Annotated in this window: 18 protein-coding genes and 5 pseudogenes; 9 read left to right on the plus strand and 14 right to left on the minus strand. The window is 68.0% G+C overall.

Features of this window, described 5'->3' with window-relative positions:
• Positions 1-190: 190 nt before the first annotated feature.
• Positions 191-619, minus strand: coding sequence for a nuclear transport factor 2 family protein (locus tag BHQ18_RS05085; protein WP_234794073.1), 429 nt, complete (start codon positions 617-619; stop codon positions 191-193).
• A 491-nt stretch (positions 620-1,110) separates the two neighbouring features.
• Between BHQ18_RS05085 and BHQ18_RS30420 the strand changes: the two are divergent.
• Positions 1,111-1,259, plus strand: a pseudogene (locus BHQ18_RS30420) (IS256 family transposase); the annotation flags it as partial.
• A gap of 29 nt (positions 1,260-1,288) precedes the next feature.
• A complete protein-coding gene (locus tag BHQ18_RS05090; protein WP_234794088.1) occupies positions 1,289-1,654 on the plus strand; it encodes a ChaB family protein in 366 nt (121 codons plus the stop codon).
• Here BHQ18_RS05090 and BHQ18_RS05095 read toward each other — a convergent pair.
• Positions 1,651-1,920: a YdeI/OmpD-associated family protein gene (locus tag BHQ18_RS05095; protein WP_069412498.1), complete on the minus strand. Its 270-nt coding sequence runs from the start codon at positions 1,918-1,920 to the stop codon at positions 1,651-1,653. The genes BHQ18_RS05090 and BHQ18_RS05095 overlap by 4 nt on opposite strands.
• A 70-nt stretch (positions 1,921-1,990) precedes the next feature.
• Between BHQ18_RS05095 and BHQ18_RS30835 the strand changes: the two genes are divergently transcribed.
• From BHQ18_RS30835 to BHQ18_RS28965, 3 genes are all read left to right on the plus strand, one after another.
• Entirely contained in the window at positions 1,991-3,121 is a 1,131-nt protein-coding gene (locus tag BHQ18_RS30835; RefSeq protein WP_308204575.1) for a WXG100 family type VII secretion target, read from the plus strand.
• On the plus strand, positions 3,004-3,873 hold the full coding sequence (locus tag BHQ18_RS30840) for an alpha/beta hydrolase (protein ID WP_308204586.1): 870 nt from the start codon (positions 3,004-3,006) through the stop codon (positions 3,871-3,873). The genes BHQ18_RS30835 and BHQ18_RS30840 overlap by 118 nt, the downstream gene beginning before the upstream one ends.
• 67 nt (positions 3,874-3,940) lie before the next feature.
• Entirely contained in the window at positions 3,941-4,405 is a 465-nt protein-coding gene (locus BHQ18_RS28965) for a lipoprotein LppJ family protein (RefSeq protein ID WP_084293907.1), read from the plus strand.
• A gap of 54 nt (positions 4,406-4,459) precedes the next feature.
• On the opposite strand, the pseudogene BHQ18_RS05105 reads toward BHQ18_RS28965, so the two are convergent.
• From BHQ18_RS05105 to BHQ18_RS05120, 4 genes and pseudogenes are all read right to left on the minus strand, one after another.
• Positions 4,460-4,741, minus strand: a pseudogene (locus tag BHQ18_RS05105) (cytochrome C oxidase subunit IV family protein); the annotation flags it as partial.
• Positions 4,702-5,310, minus strand: coding sequence for a cytochrome c oxidase subunit 3 (locus BHQ18_RS05110; protein ID WP_084293888.1), 609 nt, complete (start codon positions 5,308-5,310; stop codon positions 4,702-4,704). The gene BHQ18_RS05110 and the pseudogene BHQ18_RS05105, both read right to left, overlap by 40 nt.
• Positions 5,307-6,101 (minus strand): annotated as a pseudogene (locus tag BHQ18_RS05115) (hypothetical protein). Before BHQ18_RS05115 ends, BHQ18_RS05110 begins: the two are co-directional and overlap by 4 nt.
• A complete protein-coding gene (locus BHQ18_RS05120) occupies positions 6,098-6,835 on the minus strand; it encodes a hypothetical protein (protein ID WP_069412499.1) in 738 nt (245 codons plus the stop codon). Before BHQ18_RS05120 ends, BHQ18_RS05115 begins: the two are co-directional and overlap by 4 nt.
• 237 nt (positions 6,836-7,072) lie before the next feature.
• Here BHQ18_RS05120 and BHQ18_RS05125 point away from each other — a divergent pair.
• Positions 7,073-7,711 (plus strand): annotated as a pseudogene (locus tag BHQ18_RS05125) (TetR/AcrR family transcriptional regulator).
• Between the two features lie 6 nt (positions 7,712-7,717).
• Here the strand turns inward: BHQ18_RS05125 and BHQ18_RS05130 are convergent.
• The 5 genes and pseudogenes from BHQ18_RS05130 to BHQ18_RS05150 all read right to left on the minus strand — a co-directional run.
• The gene (locus BHQ18_RS05130) at positions 7,718-8,581 is read right to left on the minus strand and encodes a polysaccharide deacetylase family protein (protein WP_069412500.1); all 864 of its coding nucleotides are present in this window, start codon (positions 8,579-8,581) and stop codon (positions 7,718-7,720) included.
• Positions 8,581-9,546 (minus strand): agmatinase, encoded by a 966-nt coding sequence (gene speB, locus BHQ18_RS05135; RefSeq protein ID WP_069412501.1) that lies wholly within the window; start codon positions 9,544-9,546, stop codon positions 8,581-8,583. Before speB ends, BHQ18_RS05130 begins: the two co-directional genes overlap by 1 nt.
• 18 nt (positions 9,547-9,564) lie before the next feature.
• Positions 9,565-10,329, minus strand: a complete 765-nt coding sequence (locus tag BHQ18_RS05140; protein ID WP_069412502.1) for an SDR family NAD(P)-dependent oxidoreductase — start codon at positions 10,327-10,329, stop codon at positions 9,565-9,567.
• Entirely contained in the window at positions 10,326-11,018 is a 693-nt protein-coding gene (locus BHQ18_RS05145; RefSeq protein WP_069412503.1) for an SDR family NAD(P)-dependent oxidoreductase, read from the minus strand. Before BHQ18_RS05145 ends, BHQ18_RS05140 begins: the two co-directional genes overlap by 4 nt.
• Positions 11,011-11,897, minus strand: a pseudogene (locus tag BHQ18_RS05150) (APC family permease); the annotation flags it as partial. The pseudogene BHQ18_RS05150 and the gene BHQ18_RS05145, both read right to left, overlap by 8 nt.
• A gap of 168 nt (positions 11,898-12,065) precedes the next feature.
• Between BHQ18_RS05150 and BHQ18_RS05155 the strand changes: the two are divergent.
• The gene (locus BHQ18_RS05155; protein ID WP_069412504.1) at positions 12,066-12,896 is read left to right on the plus strand and encodes a helix-turn-helix transcriptional regulator; all 831 of its coding nucleotides are present in this window, start codon (positions 12,066-12,068) and stop codon (positions 12,894-12,896) included.
• Here the strand turns inward: BHQ18_RS05155 and BHQ18_RS05160 are convergent.
• Entirely contained in the window at positions 12,893-13,846 is a 954-nt protein-coding gene (locus BHQ18_RS05160; RefSeq protein WP_308204577.1) for an endonuclease/exonuclease/phosphatase family protein, read from the minus strand. The two genes, BHQ18_RS05155 and BHQ18_RS05160, sit on opposite strands and share 4 nt — an antisense overlap.
• A gap of 36 nt (positions 13,847-13,882) precedes the next feature.
• On the minus strand, positions 13,883-14,893 hold the full coding sequence (gene fgd, locus BHQ18_RS05165) for a glucose-6-phosphate dehydrogenase (coenzyme-F420) (protein ID WP_069412506.1): 1,011 nt from the start codon (positions 14,891-14,893) through the stop codon (positions 13,883-13,885).
• A 34-nt stretch (positions 14,894-14,927) separates the two neighbouring features.
• Here fgd and BHQ18_RS05170 point away from each other — a divergent pair, with 34 nt between their 5' ends.
• Both BHQ18_RS05170 and BHQ18_RS05175 read left to right on the plus strand, forming a co-directional pair.
• Positions 14,928-15,662, plus strand: coding sequence for an MBL fold metallo-hydrolase (locus tag BHQ18_RS05170; RefSeq protein WP_069412507.1), 735 nt, complete (start codon positions 14,928-14,930; stop codon positions 15,660-15,662).
• 139 nt (positions 15,663-15,801) lie between these two features.
• The gene (locus tag BHQ18_RS05175) at positions 15,802-16,956 is read left to right on the plus strand and encodes an acyl-CoA dehydrogenase family protein (protein WP_069412508.1); all 1,155 of its coding nucleotides are present in this window, start codon (positions 15,802-15,804) and stop codon (positions 16,954-16,956) included.
• A 1-nt stretch (position 16,957) separates the two neighbouring features.
• Here the strand turns inward: BHQ18_RS05175 and BHQ18_RS05180 are convergent, their stop codons facing one another.
• On the minus strand, positions 16,958-17,431 hold the full coding sequence (locus tag BHQ18_RS05180; protein ID WP_069412509.1) for a winged helix-turn-helix transcriptional regulator: 474 nt from the start codon (positions 17,429-17,431) through the stop codon (positions 16,958-16,960).
• Positions 17,432-17,464: the final 33 nt, after the last annotated feature.

Raw genomic sequence — 17,464 nt, forward strand, 5'->3', positions numbered from 1 at the left:
CGGACCGACGTGGCGACCCGACCAGGCCGCGAAAAAATGCCTCTCTCTTCACCGAGCACTGGATCCGACAGGGGCGAGGTAGGGCACCGATGGGCATGAGGGGAAGCCTGCGCTCCACGCGTTCGCAATCACCAATAACGGCCCGATCACCCCGACCGGCAACTAACCAATGCCAAGGTCGGGTCCGCGGTTAATCAGATAGCCTCGAGGGCAGTCGTTCACCGTCAGGCAGTACATCTCCGGTTTTCACAGTGATGTGCTTCGACAGACGCCAGCGGCCGTCCTCTCGGCGCAGGTGATCGTGATATCGCCCCACAAACGACATCTCTGCCGGCCCGTCCTCCGGTATCAGTGACACAATCACGTCGCTCCAGGCTCTAGCCTCGTTCTCGTAGATGTCGATTACCGGCGCGTAGACGAAATGTTTGATCCTGTGGGGAGTGGAGGGTTGCGTTGCAGGCAACCCTTCCATGATCGCCTTTCGCCCGCGAAACGTCTGTCCCGCCCATGGCAGCACACCGTCATCACAGAACAACGCCGCAAGGTCGGCCCATCGACGTTCGTCGAGCAGCTGAGCGTGCAAAGCAATTACGCGCCTGATCTCTTCGTAATCGTCCACTGCTACCTCTCGTTCCAGGCGTTGGCTTGTCGCCTCTCAAGACGGAGTCAAGCAAAGCCGCACGCTGTGAACCTTACCGCGGTGTAGGTCGAGTCCCGGGCGGTGTCGGAATGCCAGGGTGATCTGATGTCCGCGACGGGTGAAGTGGATGCGTCTTGGAGGCTGGTATGTGGCGAATTAACCTGCGGTGCAACGGCTTGCAGAACCATGCCCGGGTGATGGACGTGGGCCGCAATACGGTGCGGCGGGCGTTGGCCGCTGGGGGGCCGCCCATGTATCGGCGGCGCCGCAGCCAGTCCACCGCCGGAGCTGAGACCGCCGATTGCGACCGGTGACGGATCAACCCAAGGCTGCTGGTTTGCGTCCAGCAGAGTGGTGTACGAGTCGGACCTGATCAGGGGTACCGGCGTGTCGCAGCCGAGCGATTGAAGGTCATCGCGTGATTCTTCGAGAGACCGACCAAAGTCACTCGGAGCTTGGGAATCAACGCGATGACCAGTGCCCACAACATCGACCTGCCTGCTGTGCTCGCCGAACGACTCACCACCTGCCACCCTGACGTCTTGCGAGCTGCTGGCCACGTTCATCCACACCCTGATGGGCGCGGAGGCCGACGCCCTGTGCGGGGCCGGCTACGGCAAGGCCAAGGAAAGTGAACTGCCGAGCACTCTGCGGCGTTCCGAGGACAAAGCCCAGCGCACGTTCGCCAAGGCGCACGACGCTGCCGCCGAGGAATACGGCGAGGGTGAACGGGCGCACCGCGTCGCCTACAGCGCCCTCAAGCACAGTTACGAGAAGGTGGGCGACCACTGGGAGAGGAAGGGCCGGCGCGGCCCGTCCGACGAGCGGGCCGAGAGCGGAGGCCCGCAGGCCAAGGGCGACACCGCCGAGGGCGTCGACGCCAACGCGAGCAAGAAGCACCTCGTCGATCTTGCCCGTCGCCTCGACATCCCCGGCCGGTCGAAGATGACCAAGGACGAACTCGTCGACGAGATCAAGAAGGCCAACCGGCGGGAAAGCAGGCGCAGCCGCTAGGCCTTGCCATTGCGCTCGCGGTGCTTGCAGCCCGGCCAGCAGCACGGCCGGCGCATGCCCTCCTCAAGTTCCTCCTGAGTGCGGCGGATCCGCCGCTCACGGGTCTTCTGCTGCTTGGCGTCCTCGACCCAGCAGATGAACTCGTTGCGCGCCAGCGGGGTGATGTCCTGCCACGCCGCCAGCGCCGTCGCGCTCCCGGTCAGCGCGGTGCGCAGATCATCGGGAAGTTCGTGCACCACGCCGCCCGGAATCACCTGAGTGCCCACCCGCCCACATTAACTCCGCAGGCTCCGGCTCTGGATGTGGAGCGATCGTTGCGACCGGAACAGGAGGGCCATGTCGGTGTCAGTGTCGACGGTGCGGGACTCGGATCCCGACCGGCTGGTCGACGCCGCCGACGCGCTGGGTCGCCGGCGCAGCGAACTCGAGACGATCCTGACCGGCGAACGAGAAATGCTGGCCCACCTGCAGGAGCACTGGACCGGGCAGGCCGCCACCGGCGCGGTCGCGCAGGGGGTCACGGACCTCGCCCAGCAGGACCGGATCGCCCGGCGGCTGCGCAACCTCGAGTCCGCGCTGCGCAACGGCGGCGTGCAGATGGCCGCGTTGCGGGACGCTCTGCTGGACCTGGTGTCGACGCTGGACCGATTCGGGTTCGCCGTCGCCGACGATGGGACGGTCACCCCGCAGCAGTGGCTGGTCGGGCGCTTTCTGGACAGCCTGGCCGACAAGTTCACTGCGTTTCTGAAGAAGATGCTGCAGCTGTTAACCGACCTGGACGAGAACACCGCGTCGGCGATCGATCAGGCCGCGGGAGTAGACATCCCGAGTCCGCCCGTGGCGGTGGGCGGGCAGAGCATCCAGATCCCCTCGACGGACACCGATCCTGCCGACGTGACGACCTGGTGGAATGCGCTGACCGACGATCAGCGCCGTGGGCTCATCGACCAGCATCCGCCGATCCTGGGCAATCTCAACGGGATTCCCGCCGAGGTGCGCGACCAGGTCAACGTCGCGGTGATGGACGACGACCTCGACCGGGTGGAGAACGTGGCGTCCCGCAACCACGTCCCAGCCGACGAGGTGGTGGGCAATCCGGGCCGCTACGGGCTGACCGACAGCGATGTCACGCGCTACCAGAACGCGAAGCGGACCCAGGAAGGACTGCTGCATCAGCTCGGCGCGCCCGACGGAGAGTCCCGGCGCTACAGCGAGATCGGCGCACAGGAGCGGCACGACAGGAACTGGCGGCCGACCATGCTGTGGGCCTACGACCCGCAGGCCTTCGACGGCAAGGCCGCGCGGCGGTCTCGATCGCCAATCCGGACAAGGCGTCGAACACCGCGGTCATTGTGCCCGGCACCAGCGCCAGCGTCCGCGACGGCTGGCTGTCCGTCGGGCACAACGACGCGATCAATCTGTACGGCCAGTCACTCAAGGCCGATCCTGGTGACCCGACGGCGGTGATCTCCTGGATGGGCTACGACACCCCGGAGAGCTTCACCGACCCCAACATCGCCAACACGGGCCTCGCACGCGCCGGGGGCGACGCCCTGGCGTGGGATGTCAACGGACTCAGCGTGACCCACGAGGCGGGCGTTCCCGAGCATGTGACGGTGATCGGGCACTCCTACGGTTCCACCACCGTCGCCGACGCGTTCGCCAACAGCGGGATGCGCGCCGACGACGCCATCCTGCTCGGCAGCCCCGGCACCGACGTGGCGCGCAGCGCCGCGGACTTCGACCTCGACGGCGGGCAGGTCTACATCGGGGACGCGTCCACCGACCCGGTGGGCTGGCTGGGTCAGATGGGCAACACGCTGCCTGGCGAACTCAACGATTCGTTGGGCGACATGGTCGGTCCGACGGCCGGTCTGGGCGCCGACCCGGCGTTCGAGGACTTCGGTGCGACGCGGTTCCGGGCCGAGGTTCCCGGTGCGGACATGATCGACCCGGCCGACCATTCGTACTACTACGCCGTCGGTAGCGAGTCGCTGCGCAGCATGACCGAGATCGTCACCGGCAATCCCGACCGTCTCGGCGAACTCGGCCTGCTGGCGCAGCCGCGTACCGAGCTGACGGTGTCGACACCGCAGCAGCTCGACGTCCCGATCCTCGGTGAGGTTCCGTTGCCGCACATGAACGTCGAGACGCCGGTGATCTATGACCCCGAATGGAACCGGGCGGGAGGATCGGTGACCAATGACCACGGGTACTAGTCGTCGTATCGCGGGGCTGGCCGTCATACTCGCCGCCGCGACGTCAGCTGTAGGAGGATGCTCACCGATGTCCCCGTCCGAGCCGAACTCACCGCAGCCCGGGGGGCCCACCGCTCCGCCGCCGTCCGATGCCGAATCCCGCGCCCAGGTCGTCAACGCGGCCAAAGATGTTGTGCGGGCCGCGAACCTGCGTGTCACGTATGCGAGCTTCCAGTGGGAGTGGTGTAACGATCAGGGCGACCCGCCGTTCCACGGCCGCGTCGACGTGGCGTTCGAGACGCCGCCCGGCCAGAGCGTCAGCCGGCAGATCGCCGACACCCTGGCCGGCCAGCCCGGCTGGGCGCCCGGGCCGCCGCCGGGCTTCCAGCCCGCGGGCGACGCGGTCCACAAGGGCGGCGTGATGGTCCTCGTCGGCCCCGGGAACTACCCCGACCGCGGCACGGTCGAGATCTACGGGGAATGCCGCAACATGAACGACCACCGCGACGACAACCAGCTCGCCGACATCACCGACGAGGTGCGCGGTGATTGAGTTCGCGAATCCCAAGACAGCGCTGAAGTACAGGCCCAGCAGCACCCCGAAGAGGACGACCAGCCATCCGTTCGTCGTCACCTTCAGCCACCGCGGCGCCTGCCGTACTTCCATGAAATGCCACATCACCAGCTGGGTTTTGACCGCTGCGATCAGCAGCACGACGACGGTCACCGACGCGTCGAGATGTTCTCCCGCACCGCCGTCGCGGGCGGTCAGCCACGACGCTACGGTCACCGCCGTCAGCAGCGCCCACACCAGGGTCAGCGGGTGGCGCAGATATGCGGTCAGCAAGATCACCTCATCAGGTAGAGCAGTGCGAACAGGACGAGCCACAGCAGGTCGACCATGTGCCAGTACGTTGCGCCGGTTTCCACCAGCGACATTCGGGGCGCCGGACTGCGCAGATCACGGATCACGAAGCCCAGGATCACCAGGCCGAGCAGCACATGGCACAGGTGCATCCCCGTCATCACGTAGTAGAACATGAAGAACAGGTTCGTTCCCGGGGTTAGGCCGGCGGTGATCTCGGGGATGTACTCGAACGCCTTGAGCGCCGGAAAGAGCGCACCGCCGGCCAGCGCCAGCCAGAACAACCGGTAGGCATCGGTGGTCTTCCCGGCCCGGGCTGCGGCGGTACCCAGCGCGACGAACAGCGAGCTGGTCAGCAGCACGACGGTGTTGACGGCACCGATGGTGAGGTTCAGCTTTGCCTGGCTGTGCAGGAATAGGTCCTGGTCCTGGCCGCGGTAGTACATGTAGACGACGAAGTAGACGCCGAAGATCAGCAGGTCGCCGATGACGAAGAACCACATGCTGGATTCGCCGGGAAGGTGACCGCCCCGGTGAGTCTTTCGCGCCGTGATGCCGGGTCCGGCGGTGGGCTGGGTGGAAACCCCGGTCATGCGCCGGCCTTGGCCGGAGGTTGCGCGGTAGCCGATTCCGCGGTCAGCCAAGCGTTCTCCAGCTCCTCGTCGGGCTGATTCTTGATCGCCCGGAAGATGCACGCGTACACGATCATCTGCCACGACACGTAGAGCGCCATCGCGAACCAGAACGTCATCACCCCGTTCCACGCGAACGGACCCGACTTGGCGATTCAGACCGGTGCGGCGATCAACTCGGTGACGTACTGCCACACGGTGTAGTAACCCAGCCATTTCGGCAGGATGTTGTTCTGGTCGAGGATGATCGCCAGCCCGAAGGCCATCCACATCACGCAGAAACAGCCGAGGGAACCGATGAACGCCAGATATCCGAAGTCGAACAGCATCGCCAGGATCGCGGGGGCGTAGCCGGGGCGGAACGCGCCGAGCCCGAAGCAGAACATCGGGAACAGCATGCCGACGATGGTTCCGGTGATCGCGCCCATCATCAGCGTGAAGCGCAGCACCGGACTGACCGACATCCGCTTGATCTGGATCAGGTAGCACGCATTGGATACCGGCCCCAGCCCGAACGTCAGCGTCAGGATCACGCACGCGACAAGCAGGTTGGGGGACTGAATGAACTCGACGATCTCGGCTTGCGAACTGCTCGGCGATCGCGGCGGCATCATCCAACTCATCGGCACGAAGACCAACCCGAACAGGCTGAAGAAGATCGGGACCGACCAGAACGCCATCCACTGGTCCAGCTTCCTGGATGTGCGCCACGAGCCCCGCCGCCCGGGCGCCGGAAGCACGGTCTGGGTCATACCAGGGCCTCCCGCTCGTCGCCTTGGCGGTTGACGACGCCCACGAGGACGATGAACATCACCACGATGTAGCACGCGAAGACGCTGAGCCGCAGGGTGAATGACACCGCGCCGTTCCACGCGAGCGGACCCGAGGTGTGCAGGATGGAGAACGCGCTGGGAACCAACAGGACCGCGGTCGCGACGTTGAAGTGCGCCACCCACCGGGGGAAGATCGGGTCCGGCCGCGCGTCGAGGTAGATGCTGGCGGCCAGACAGAGGTTCTGCATGACGATCGTGCCGACCGGGGCGATGAAGAAGAACCACGCCATGTCGTTGAGCAGGCTGATCAGCTGGGGGTCGCGCTCGGGCCGGAACGCGGCCATCCCCCAGCAGTAGTCGGCGAGGATGAACGCCGTGAGTCCGACGCCGACGCACAGGATGTAGGCGTAGGTGAAGACGCTGCTCGAGGTGGCGGTCCGGGATATCTGCACCGCGGTCACCGCGAAAAGCGGGACCAGCGAGCACGCGATGAGATTGCACAGGATCGCGACGCCCAGAATTCCGGTGGTGTTCTCGGCGAAGAACGCCGCCACCTGCTCGGGGGTCATCGTCGGCGACAGCGGCGGGGAGAACACCGGGAACAGGAAGAACGCGAGCACGAACAGCGCCGCCGCCGGCGGCACCGTCCACAAGAGAATGCGCTGGCCCCTGGTGTTCATCGCCGTCGTTGTCTTCGCCGTCGCCGTCGTCATCGCTTGCCCTGCCTGGTTGGATCTGCTGCCGCTCCGGTCGCCATAGGTCTAGCACATTCACTGACAGATGACAGTGAGTCTGGGTCGGCCCGGGCGGCTCGTGGCACGGGGATCAAGTCGAATCGGCTGGCATAACCGCAGTTATCGTGTATTCGCGGGCATCTGCACGGCCTGATCAGCCGAATGGCGATCTCATGTTTTCGGTGACACTGGTCAGCAACGGCGCCGTGCTGCACAATGGGGCGCGTGCCAGAGAGTGCGACGCGCCGCGAAGCTCAGCGGCGAAACACCCGTGCGCGGCTGCTCGACGCCGCCATTGTGGAGTTCCAGCGTTCCGGCACCAGCGCGGCCGACATCAACGCCATCGTGAAGGCGGCGGGGGTCGCGCGCAGCACTTTCTACTTTCATTTCCCCACCAAGGAACATGTGCTGCTCGAACTCATCCGACGAGACGAGATGCGCCTGGCGAACGAGCTGAGCAGGTTCCTCGACACCCGCCGCGACCTGCCCGCGGTGTTGACACGGATCGTCGAGCTGGTCCTGGAACTCGAAACCCGTTGAGGATCAGCGCTGTTTCACGACGTCATCAGTCTGTACTTCTCGCCCACCCGGCCCGAACGGGAACAGTGGACCAACCATCCGCTTTTCGTGCTGCTCGCCGCTGAGATCGAGCGCCTGCGCGTCCGCGGCGAACTCTATGACGACGTCGACTCCTATCACAGCGCGGCGTTCTTCCTCCTCGGCGTGTACGCCCTGCTAACAACCGTCGGCGAGGCCCGGTCCGAACGCGACGTGGCGCTGCGCAAGTTCGTCACCAGCACCCTGCGCAGCCTGCTTCGTGTGCCCTCGCCCGCCCCGGCCTCCGCGGACGGGTGAGGGCGCTCAGCGCGGAATGTCGGGCGGCGTGATCGACCGTGGTGAAAGCCTCAGCGTCCGAACGTGTTCGGCGACGTCTTGCAGCGAGGCCACCCAGACGTCGTCGTGGTCGAGCACGTACCGCATCAGCTCACCGAGTTCGGCGGCCCGCGACGCCCGGCCGGTCAGGAACGGATGGTTGGTCAGCACCCAGCAGCCGCCCACCTTGCGCAGCGCGTCGAACTCCAGCTGCCACAGCTCCCGCGCCTTGCGTGGGCTCTCGATCAACCCGCTGCCGGAGATGTCGGGCAGGAAGCAGTACTGCTCCCAGTCGTCGAGCGCCCACTGGATCGGGATCTCGACCAGCGACTCCTGCGTGTCCGGGGTGATCGCCAACTCGTAGGGATGGTCGGCGTCCATCAGGCTCGAGTCGTACAGGAAGTCACGCTCGGCCAGCAGCGCGGGGGTGCGCCAGGACAGATCCCACATCGGGGCCCGGTACCCCACCGGCCGTACGCCGGCGACATCGGCCAGCGCGGCGAGTCCGCGGTCCAGCGCGTCGATCTCCTCCTCGAGGGTCAGCGCGGTGGGCTGCTCGTGCAGATATCCGTGATGGGCGATCTCGTGCCCCGCCGCGACGATGCTGCGCACCGCCTCGGGGTAGCGGTCGGCGCTGTGTCCGGGCACGAAGAACGTCGACCGGATCTGGTGTTTCTCAAGCAGATCCAGAATGCGTGGGATCCCGACCAGCGGACCGTAGGCCTGGTGGCTCATCACACTCATCCGGGCCCCGACGCTCTCGTTGCCCCACAGGATCGCCGATTCGGCGTCCACGTCGAACGTGAACGCGGCCGCGGCGGTCTTGTCTTCGGGCCAGCTGAAGCGCTCCATCAGCCGACCATCAGGGTGATCAGCTCGTAGGCCAGGTTCGCAGCGGCCACGGCCGTCACCTCGGCGTGGTCAAAGGGCGGCGCCACCTCGACCACGTCGGCGCCGACGATGTTCAGCGCGCGCATCGCCCGCAGCACCGCGACCAGCTCACGGCTGGTCATGCCGCCGATCTCGGGGGTTCCGGTGCCCGGCGCGAACGCCGGATCCAGCACGTCGATGTCGATCGACACGTACACCGGATGGTCACCGACGCGCTCGAGCACGCGCTCGATGACGCCGTCCACGCCGATGCGGTCGATGTCGCGGCAGTGCACCACGGTGAACCCGAGTTCGGCGTCGTCTAGCAGATCGGCCGCGTCGTAGAGCGAGCCGCGGATGCCGACGTGCGCGGAGTGCCCCTTGACGATCAGGCCCTGCTCGGACGCGCGCCGGAACGGGGTGCCGTGGGTGCAGGGAGCCCCGAAGTAGGTGTCCCACGTGTCCAGGTGAGCGTCGAAGTGCACCAACGCGACCGGGCCGTGCAGCTCGTTGACGGCCTGCAGCGCCGGCAGCGCGATGGTGTGGTCGCCGCCGAGCAGCACGAACCGCTGCTCCGGCCGGGTGACCAGGCCGAGGATGCCGTCCTTGACCTGCTCGACGGCGGCGGTGATGTCGAACGGGTTGGCGGCGATGTCGCCGGCGTCGACGACCTGGGCGGCCGCGAACGGGGAGACGTCCAGCGCCGGGTGGTAGGGCTTGAGCAGCCGGGAGGCCTGCCGGATCGCGGCCGGTCCGAAGCGCGCCCCGGGCCGGTAGGTGACGCCGCTGTCGAACGGCACGCCGATCACCGCGACGTCATGGTCGGCGACCTCGTGGCGCTGCGGGAGCCGGGCGAACGTGCCGAACCCGGCGTAGCGCGGCACCTGCTGGGCGTCGACCTGGCCCAGCACGCCGGACTCCGCCCGCGTCCGCGGATCTTGTTGCACAGTGCTCTCCTCTTGCCTTTACGCTCTGGTGCGGGTGGATCCACCGTTACACGAGATCACCTGTCCGACAACTGCTTCCATGCTGAAGTCGGACAGCAGCTCGACCGCCGCGGCGATCTCGTCAGGCTCGCCGATGCGGCCCATCGCGATCGTTTCGGCATAGCTGCGCCGGATCTCGGCGACCGGCACTCCGGCGGCGTCGGCGTCGACCTGCAGCTGCGGGGTGTCGATGACCCCGGGCGCCACTGCGTTGACGATGATCCGCTCACGGGCCAGCTCGCGGCCCAGCGTCTTGACCAGCGAGATCAGCCCCGCCTTGGATGCCGCATAGGCGGTCGCCTCGGGCCACCCCGTCACTCCCCATTCACTGGTGATCACGACGATGCGGCCGGCTCCGGCGTTCCGCATGTAGGGCAGCACGCTCTGCACCAGGAAGAAGGTGCCACCGAGGTTGGTATCCACCACCTTCCACCAGTCGTCGGCGTCGTGCTCGAGCAGCGGCGCCATGGTCATGTACGCGTGGTTGGCCACCAGCACATCCAGCCGGCCCGCGGAGGCGGCCACGTGCGCAGCGATGGTCTGGCACTGCTGCGGATCCGAGACGTCGCCGGCCGCGGTCAGCCCGCCGAGCTCGGCGGCCAACGCGGTCAATGCGTCGCTGTCTTCACGGTCGTTGACCGCCACGACCGCACCGGCTTTCGCGAGTCGCCGCGCGTGTGCGGCGCCCATGCCCTGGGCCGCACCGGTCACGAGCGCGACCCGACCGTGCAGATCGGTACTCATATCACCGCTCCCGAGTTCACGTTGACGACGTCCCCGGTGCTGAACGTCGCTTCGCAGACCAGGTATTCGACACAGCGGGCCACCTCGGCCGGTGTGGTGAGGCGCCGCAGTGGCAGGGTCTGCAGGTATTCCGGTGCGCGCCACGGTGAGTCGGCGGCCAGCAGCGGGGTGTCGGTGGGGCCTGGTGCGACCGCGTTGATCCGCACCCCCGTGTCGGCGACTTCGGCGGCCAGGCTGCGCACCAGGCCGAGGATCGCGCCCTTGGCGGCCGCGTAATGAGCGTCCTCGTCACCGCCACCCACGGCGAGCTCACTGGCCACCGCGACCAGCGACCCGCGCGCCGCGCGCAGGTCCGGCAGCGTGGCCCGGGCGACGTTGACCAGCCCGCCCAGGTGCACGCGCAGCATCCGTCGCCACGCATCCACGCTGATCTCCGACACCGGCGCCATCTCGTAGTAGCCCGCCGAGGTCACCACGGCGCTCACCGGACCCAGCCGCTCGCGGAGCTGTCCCACCGCACGCGTCACCGCGCCGGCGTCGGAAACGTCAGTGGCGACGGCATTTTCGGCGGCCCCCGGGTTGAGGTCCAGGCACCCGACCGTGTAGCCGCGCGCGGTCAGCGCCTCGACCACCGCGGCGCCGATCCCGCTGGCGCCGCCGGTGACCAGCGCGACCGGTTGCTCACTCATTCGCCAGTACCGGTTCGTCCTCGTCCTCGTCCTCGTCACGCGGAGCGGTGATCCTCGACTTCACCGTGGCATACAGCACCGCACCGATGATCCCGAGCACCACGATGCCGATCCACACCGACCAGTCCAGGTAGCGCTGCTCGAACGCGACACGGGGCCAGGCGATGTTGACGAACTGCAGCACCGCCCACACCACGGCCACCACCGCCACGGGCAGCGTCCACGCGCGCAGTGAGAACGCCCCGGCCGTCCAGCCCTTGCGCAGCAGCACCACCAGGAAGCCGATCAGCGGGAACAGGAACGCGAGGTAGAAGCCGCCCGCGGTGAAGTTCACCATCAGCGAGTAGTGTCGCCGTCGACGATGCTCAGCAGAAACAGACCGGCGCCGATCGCAGTCGTCACCAGGATCGCCACCACCGGGATACGGGCCTTGCCTCGCAGCTGCACCAGGGTGCCGGCCGCCGGCAGCGCACCGTCGCGGGCGTAGGCCCAGATGACCCGCGACGCCGAGGTCTGCAGCGCCAAGAAGCTGGCCAGGAACCCGATCACGAACATCACCTGGACCGGCTTGGCGATGCCGGCGCCCAGCGCGTCGGTCAGCGTCTCGTACACCGGGTCACTGACCGCGCCCTCGGCCACCGCATCCAGATCGGGGATGGCCAGAATGATCGCCAGGCTCGAGTAGCCCACCACCAGCGCGATGAAAACCAGCGAGAACAGCACGGCCTTGGGCAGGTCCCGCTTCGGGTTGTGCACCTCTTCGGCGATGGAACCGGCGCTCTCGAAGCCGACGAACGACCAGCCGATGAACGCGACCGCGAGCAGGAACGGCCCACCGAGGTAGGACCACAGATCCACATCGGCGCCGCCGCCTTCAAACGCTCCTCCAGCGCGACGGCGAGTTCGTCGGGCCGCAGTCCCTCGTCGGTGGCGAACGTGCAGACCCCGAACCTCATGCCTTCAGCGTTTCGGATCCACGCCGGCGCGGACAGTGTCGGCTGATCCCGGGACTGCCACCACCAGGCTGGCCCGGCCTACAGTCGAAGGATGTCCGTGCCGGAGGTCCGTGCGCCGCGCCGCACGGCCCTGCGCGACTTCCTGAGGTCGCGTCGCACCCGGATCACCCCCGCCGAGGTGGGCCTGCCGCCCGGTGGCCGGCGCCGCACACCCGGCCTGCGCCGTGAAGAGGTCGCGATGCTGGCCGGGGTCGGGGTGTCCTGGTACACGTGGCTCGAGCAGGGCCGCGACATCTCGGTTTCGGTCGACGTGCTCGACGCGGTCAGCGCGGCGCTTCGCCTCGCGCCGGCCGAGCGCATGCACCTGCACCGGCTCGCCGGCATCGGTCCGCAACCGCTGTCACCGCTCGACGACGGACCGGTGCCCGCCGAACTGCAGGCGCTGGTAGCGGCGTGGGCGCCGCGGCCGGCGATGCTGCAGGACCGCCACTGGGATCTGCTGGCGATCAACTCCGGTACGCGAGAGGTGTTCGGCTACACCGATTCCGACCGCAACTGCCTGGTCAGCTTTTTCACCAACGCCCGCTACCGCGCGATGTACGTGGAGTGGAGCGCGGCGGCTCCCGGCGTCGTCGCAGCCTTCCGCTCCGACGCGGGACGCTACCCCGACGATCGGGGCTTCGACGAGGTGGTCGACGAACTTCGTTCGCGCAGCCCCGAATTCGCGGAGTTGTGGGCGCTCAACGACGTCGGCCCGCACCTGCAGGCGGTCAAGGCGGTCCGCCACCCCGAGGCCGGCGAGCTCGTCTTCGACAAGACGACGCTGGGCGTCACCGATCACCCCGACTGGCACCTGGTGCTCTACAACCCGCGGCCCGGCACGCCGACACAGCAGCGGCTGACCGCGCTGCTGCCCGGCTAGGGATCGACCGGAATCGCCACGGTGGTCGCCAGCGCGCGGTGATCCGAGCCCCGCACTGCCACCGTGTACGCCGCGGTCGCGGTGCAGTTGCGCACGAGCACATGGTCGATGCCGACGACCGCCGGGCGCCAGGGCCGGCTGGGATAGCTGCGCGCCAGACCTCCGCCGGCCTGTTCGACGGCGTCGCGGTAACCCTCGTCGAGCAACCGCCGGAACGGCCGCATGTCGTAGGTGGCGTTGAGGTCACCGGCCACGATCACCGCCCCGGATCCGGCGTCGCGGGCCAGCGCTGCCATCGTCTGCGGCAGCTGTTCGATGTCACCGCTGAACCAGTGCAGCGGCTGCACCAGCGGCGCGGCCATGTGCACGCCGAGCACCGTCACCTCGTCGCGCACGCCGGCCACGCGGATCCGCGCGCTCAGCATCGGCATCTGGTAGCCGTTGATCGCGGCGGACGAGGTGATCGGATACCGGCTCCACACCCCGATACCCGCGGCCATCGGGCGCGGGTCGATCACCCGGTGCGGGAAACCGCGGTCCAGTCCGGCCGCCGACATCGCGGCGGCGGCCTCCGGCGTCATCTCCTGCACGACGAGCACATCTGCTGCGGCATCGGCTAATTCGGTGACCGCCCGGGCGTCGGCGCGGCCCATCCCGAGGTTCGCGGTGAGGACACGGACCGCGACCGTGGGCTCGGTCGGCTGCTCGGGTCCGAGGAACCGGGGTATCAGCACCGCGAGCATCACGATGCACAGCAGCGCGGCGACGATGGTCGCCAGCCAGCGCCTGGCAACGGCGAACAGCACCATCGCCACCACCCCCGCGGGGGTCAGGTACGGTGCCGCCGCGGCGAGCACCAGCACGGCCTCGTGGCCGATCGGCAGGTAACGCGCGAGCAGACCGGCCAGCGCCACCAGGAATGCCAGCGCGCCCAGCGCCGTCGCCGCCATGCGAATCATGCTGTGGCGCCGTCGGTTCCGGGCGTGTCAGCCGAGGCGACGCAGGCGCGGCTCCAGATCACGCTGGAACAGTTCGAGGAACCGGCGCTGATCGTGGCCCGGCGCGTGGAACACCAGGTGGTTGAGTCCCCAGTCGACGTAATCCTTGACCTTCTCGACGGCCTCATCCGGGTCCGACGCGACGATCCAGCGCTTGGCCACCTGTTCGATCGGCAGCTCGTCGGCGGCCTTCTCCATCTCGATCGGGTCGTCGATCGAATGCTTCTGTTCGGCGGTCAGCGACAGCGGCGCCCAGAACCGGGTGTTCTCCAGCGCCAACTCGGGATCGGTGTCGTAGGAGATCTTGATCTCGATCATCCGGTCGATGTCGTCGGCATCGCGGTCGGCGGCCTGCGCGCCCTCCCGCACGGCGGGGATGAGCTTGTCCTTGTAGAGCTCTTCGCCCTTACCGGAGGTGCAGATGAAACCGTCGCCGGCGCGGCCCGCGTACTTGGCCACCACCGGACCGCCCGCGGCGATGTACACCGGGATCCCGCCCTCGGGCACGTCGTAGATCGACGCCCCCCTGGTGTGGTAGTACTCGCCCTCGAAGTCGACGCGGTCACCGAGCCACAGCTCGCGCATCAGCTTGACCGATTCCCGCAGGCGCGCGAAGCGCTCCTTGAACTCCGGCCAGTCGCCCTCGAAGCCGGTGGCGATCTCGTTGAGGGCCTCACCGGTGCCCACGCCGAGGAAGATCCGATTCGGGTACAGGCAGCCCATCGTGGCGAACGCCTGCGCGATGACCGCCGGGTTGTACCGGAAGGTCGGGGTGAGCACCGACGTGCCGAGGATCAGGTTCTTGGTGCGTTCGCCGACGGCCGTCATCCATGCCAGCGAGAACGGGGCGTGGCCGCCCTCGTGCCGCCAGGGCTGGAAGTGGTCGCTGACGGTCGCGCTGTCCATGCCGTGCTCTTCGGCTGCCACGCCCAGTTCGACGAGTTCGCGCGGCGCGAACTGCTCGGCCGACGCCTTGTATCCAAGTCTTAGTTGTGCCACGCCTACTTTCTACTCTGCTGCCTACACTCGCGGCATGGCAGTAGCCCTGAGCGCCGTCACCGACACTGTTCATTTCGCCACCACCGACCTGGTCAACTGGACGTTGGTCACCGACGGGCAGGGTGTGCTGCTGATCGACGCGGGCTTCCCCGGCAGCCGCGACGACGTGCTCGAATCGCTGGGCTGGCTCGGGTTCGGCGCCGACGACGTGCGCGCAATCCTGTTGACCCACGCCCACGTCGACCATTTCGGTTCGGCCATCTGGTTCGCCGAAACCCATGGCACACCGGTCTACTGTCACGCCGCCGAGGTCGGGCACGCCAGACGCGAATATCTCGAGCAGGTGTCCCCGGTGGACGTGGCCAAGCGGATCTGGCGGCCCAGCTTTCTCACGTGGACCATCGCGGTGAGCCGCAAAGGTGGTCTGGTCCGCGACGGGATTCCGTCGGCGCAGCCCTACACCGAGGAGGTGGCGGCCGGGTTGCCGGGCAGCCCGGCGGCAATCCCGACTCCAGGCCACACCGGCGGGCACTGCTCGTTTCTCGTCGACGGCGTCCTGGTCAGCGGCGACGCGTTGGTCACCGGGCATCCGGTGTCGCCGCGCATCGGCCCGCAGCTGCTGCCCGGCTTGTTCAACCACGACGAGCAGGGTTGTGTGCGCAGTCTCGCCGCTCTCGGACTGCTCGACAGCGAGGTGCTGCTGCCCGGACACGGGCAGCTGTGGCGCGGGTCGATCCGCGAGGCGGCCGAGCGCGCCGCCGCCGGCTGACACCCGAATTCCGGTTTCCGACGAACGATTTGGCCGCTGCCGTCGTCATTGACTGCAGAGCTGCGCCACGACGGCGGCTCCGACAGATCCATCTTCTGGTTCACAAATTGAACCAGCTATTTCCGGCTGCGAGGCATCGATGTCCTACCCCCACGCCACTGTGGCGCCCGCGCATGCGCCGCAGCACCTGTACGCGACCGCCAAGCGGATTGCCGACACGGCGGCCGGTCTGGCCGCCGATATCGACGCTCACCGCCGCCTGCCCGACAAGGTGCTCACGGAACTGGCCGTCGCGAAACTGCTGCGCGCGGGGGCGCCGGTGGAGACCGACGGACTCGAACTCGATCCCGTGACCCTTCTGCGCTGCGCGGAGACGGTGGCCCGCGGGAACGCCTCGGCGGGTTGGTGCGTGTCGATCGCGGCCACCAGCAGCCTGATGCAGGCCTACCTGCCCGAGCGCAGCGGGATGACGTACTTCGGCAACGGGGTGGGGGTCGCCGCGGGGGTCTGGGCGCCGCGCGGCCGGGCGCGCCGCGTCCCCGGCGGCGTCAAGGTCACCGGCCGTTGGCAGTTCTGCAGCGGAATCAGCCACTCGGACATGTTCTTCGGCGGCTGCGTCATCGGCGACAGCGCGGAGCACTCGGTGGTCGCGATCCCGGTGGCCGATCTGAACGTCCTCGACACGTGGCACACGTTGGGCCTGCGTGGCACCGGCAGTCACGACGCGGTGGCCGACGAGGTTTTCGTCCCCGACGACCGCGTGCTGTCGCTGGCCGACGGCCCGCGGATCGACCGTGCGCTGTACCGGTTCCCGATCTTCGGCTACTTCGCGAGCAGCATCGCCGCCGCGGCGCTGGGCAACGCGCGCGCCGCGGTCGACAACTTCGTCGACCTGGCCGCCGACAAGAAATCCGGGGGTTCGGCGCGCACACTCGCCGAGCGCCAGAGCGTGCAGGGCACGGTGGCCGCCGCCGAGGCGGCGCTGCGGGCGGCGCGTGCGCTCTACTACCACGCCATCGAAAAGTCCTGGAACGCAAGTCGAGTCGACACCCTGACCACCGACGATCGCCTACAGCTGCGGTTGGCGGCCAGCCACGCCGTGCGGACCTCGGCCGACGTGGTGCGCACCGTCTACGACCTGGCCGGCGGCAGCGCCGTCTACGACGACGCGCCGTTGCAGCGCAATCTGCGCGACGCGTTCACCGCGTCCGCGCACTTCCAGGTGAGCAGTTCGTCATTCGAGTTGTCCGGCCGGCTCCTGGTACGCCAACCGACGAACGTCGTGACGTTGTAGATCAGGGCTGTTCGCCACCGAAGCCGGGCCCCGGCTCGGGTGTGACGGTGCGCGCGGTGAGCTCCTGATGGCACTGGCTGCACAGCAGGAGACCCTCGGCGATCTGGCCGCATGCCTTGTGCCGCAGCACCACCGGCGGCCCCTGCGGCACGGGCAGGTGCTTGTCACCCCACTGCATCAGCGCGACGACCGCGGGAAACAGGTCGCGGCCCGAATCGGTCAGCCGGTACTCGAAGCGTTCGGGATCCTGCGTGTAGGGCACGCGGACCAGCAAGCCGTGTTCGACGAGGGAACGCAGGCGGGTCGCCAACGTGGGACGCGGGATGTCGAGGTTGCTCACGAGCTGGCCGAACCGGTGCACCCCCAGGAAGATTTCGCGGAGGATGACGAACGTCCACCGCTCGCCGACCAACGCGAGGGTGCGCTCGACGGATTCCACCTCGAAGCGGTGGGACAACTCTGCGGGCCCCGTCATGACCTCCTCACCCTATCGGTTCACATACTGAAC

Source organism: Mycolicibacterium flavescens (assembly GCF_001722335.1).
GTDB classification, from domain to species: Bacteria; Actinomycetota; Actinomycetes; order Mycobacteriales; family Mycobacteriaceae; genus Mycobacterium; species Mycobacterium flavescens.

Excerpts from the sequence above, each read along its gene's own strand:
- BHQ18_RS30835 (WP_308204575.1), top strand. The coding sequence starts at position 1,991 with ATGTCGGTGTCAGTGTCGACGGTGCGGGACTCGGATCCCGACCGGCTG.
- BHQ18_RS28965 (WP_084293907.1), top strand. The coding sequence starts at position 3,941 with ATGTCCCCGTCCGAGCCGAACTCACCGCAGCCCGGGGGGCCCACCGCT.
- BHQ18_RS05110 (WP_084293888.1), bottom strand. The coding sequence starts at position 5,310 with ATGACCGGGGTTTCCACCCAGCCCACCGCCGGACCCGGCATCACGGCG.
- BHQ18_RS05120 (WP_069412499.1), bottom strand. The coding sequence starts at position 6,835 with ATGACGACGGCGACGGCGAAGACAACGACGGCGATGAACACCAGGGGC.
- BHQ18_RS05130 (WP_069412500.1), bottom strand. The coding sequence starts at position 8,581 with ATGGAGCGCTTCAGCTGGCCCGAAGACAAGACCGCCGCGGCCGCGTTC.
- BHQ18_RS05140 (WP_069412502.1), bottom strand. The coding sequence starts at position 10,329 with ATGAGTACCGATCTGCACGGTCGGGTCGCGCTCGTGACCGGTGCGGCC.
- BHQ18_RS05145 (WP_069412503.1), bottom strand. The coding sequence starts at position 11,018 with ATGAGTGAGCAACCGGTCGCGCTGGTCACCGGCGGCGCCAGCGGGATC.
- BHQ18_RS05155 (WP_069412504.1), top strand. The coding sequence starts at position 12,066 with ATGTCCGTGCCGGAGGTCCGTGCGCCGCGCCGCACGGCCCTGCGCGAC.
- BHQ18_RS05160 (WP_308204577.1), bottom strand. The coding sequence starts at position 13,846 with ATGGCGGCGACGGCGCTGGGCGCGCTGGCATTCCTGGTGGCGCTGGCC.
- BHQ18_RS05170 (WP_069412507.1), top strand. The coding sequence starts at position 14,928 with ATGGCAGTAGCCCTGAGCGCCGTCACCGACACTGTTCATTTCGCCACC.
- BHQ18_RS05175 (WP_069412508.1), top strand. The coding sequence starts at position 15,802 with ATGTCCTACCCCCACGCCACTGTGGCGCCCGCGCATGCGCCGCAGCAC.
- BHQ18_RS05180 (WP_069412509.1), bottom strand. The coding sequence starts at position 17,431 with ATGACGGGGCCCGCAGAGTTGTCCCACCGCTTCGAGGTGGAATCCGTC.